Raw genomic sequence first — 1,918 nt, 5'->3', positions numbered from 1 at the left:
GTGTACGCCACGGGCGACACCGCCTGGGCCGCGGTGGACGAGCTGGGCAACCACGCCCTGATGACCTGCCAGCACGCCATCCCCATGGGCCGCCACTCCGGCAACAACGCCGCAGCCGACCTGCTCGGCCTGCAGCCGGTGGTGTACCGCCAGCCCAAGTACGTCACCTGCCTGGACCTGGGCGAATGGGGCGCGACGTTCAGCGAGGGTTGGGAGCGCGAACTGAAGCTGCATGGCCAGGAAGGCAAACACATCAAGCGCCAGATCAACTCTGTATGGATCTACCCGCCAGCGGCCGATCGCGCCTTGGCACTGGCCGCTGCAGACCCGCTGATCGCCATCGTCTGACCACGAAGCCTGGACAAAACCGCCGCCTTATGGCGGTTTTGTCATTTGATGTCATGACATGAAATGACTGTTCCGAAATGATGGCCATATGGCATCATTGAAATAAAAAAGAATTCGAGAGGGTGAGAAGCACAACTGAATCCGCAGCGCCTCCAGAGCCTGGCGCCACACCCGGTGCCCGGCCATACGCCCAAGCTCCGGGGGCCTGCACGCCACCATCAAGGAGCATGTCATGCAATCAAGGAATTTGAAGATCGGCATTCGCGCTGCCTGCGTGTTCGCTCTGTTGGGTATCCTGGTCCTGTTCATGGGCCTTGCCGCACTTTATGAAACCCGGCAGATGGACAAGGCCACGGACGAAATCCGGGTCAACTGGCTGCCCGCCGTGGTGGCCCTGAGCGAAATCAGCAGCAACCTTGGCCGCGCCCGCGCCCTCACCCTGCGCACCGCCCTGGACGACAACCCCAGCGAACGCAGCCGCAACCTGCAGCTGCTCGACGATACCAATGCCAAGATGAAGGATGGCCTGAAGGCATACCAAGGCACCATCACCGCCGCCGATGACCGCGCCCTGTTCGACACCTTCGATAGCGCGCACCAGCAATACCTCAAGCTGCAGACACGCGTGCTGCAGGACATTGTTGCTGGCCGCATGGAAAACGCAAAGCAGCAGATCACCGGCCCTCTGACCCAGCGCGCCGACAGCATGATGCAAGCCATGGCGGCGCTGATCGCCTACAACGGCAAAGGTGCCGAACAAGCCTCGCAGCGCAGCAGCGACGTGGCTGACAAGGCGTTCATCGCGATCATTGTCTCGCTGCTGGTGATCATGCTGGCCCTGACCGCCCTTGCCACCGTGCTCACCCGCAGCATCGTCGTGCCGCTGGCCGATGCGGTGAGCGTGGCCGAACGCGTGGCGACCGGCGACCTGACCCAGGACATCCGTGTAGTCGGCCGCGACGAGCCAGCCTTGCTGCTGCGCGCCCTGGGCCGGATGCAGGGCAGCCTGCGCGACACCATCCGCAAGATCGCCGCCTCGTCCGACCAGTTGGCCTCGGCTTCGGAGGAACTGCACACCGTCACCGAAGACACCAGCCGCGGCCTGCACCAGCAAAGCGCGGAGATCGACCAGGCGGCCACCGCGGTCAACCAGATGACTGCGGCGGTCGAGGAAGTGGCGAACAATGCCGTCAGCACCGCCGACGCCTCGAAGGGCGCCGACCAGACCACCCGTGATGGCCGCGACCGGGTCAACCAGGCGCTGGCGTCCATCCAGCATCTGGTGGCTGACGTGACCGGCACCTCAGCCGAGATCGAACAGTTGGCCAGCAATGCCAACGAGATCAGCCGTGTGCTGGACGTGATTGGCGCGATTGCCGGGCAGACCAACCTGCTGGCGCTGAATGCCGCCATCGAAGCGGCCCGCGCCGGCGAGGCGGGCCGAGGCTTTGCCGTGGTTGCCGATGAGGTACGCGCCCTCGCCCACCGCACCCAGCAGTCGACCGCAGAGATCGAGCAGATGATTGCCGGTATCCAGAACGGTACCGAGCGGGCGGTGACGGCGATGCAC

1 protein-coding gene and 1 pseudogene are annotated in these 1,918 nt (G+C 64.4%); both read left to right on the top strand.

Going from position 1 to position 1,918, the window contains the following annotated elements; translation table 11 throughout:
• Positions 1–348 (top strand): annotated as a pseudogene (locus JV551A3_RS14015) (NAD(P)/FAD-dependent oxidoreductase); the annotation flags it as partial.
• A gap of 232 nt (positions 349–580) precedes the next feature.
• The coding region (locus JV551A3_RS14010; protein WP_133978799.1) for a methyl-accepting chemotaxis protein at positions 581–1,918 on the top strand (1,338 nt) is incomplete at its 3' end.

It is taken from the genome of Pseudomonas inefficax, assembly GCF_900277125.1.
GTDB classification, from domain to species: domain Bacteria; phylum Pseudomonadota; class Gammaproteobacteria; order Pseudomonadales; family Pseudomonadaceae; genus Aquipseudomonas; species Aquipseudomonas inefficax.
This window is presented reverse-complemented; position numbering and strand designations above follow the sequence as displayed.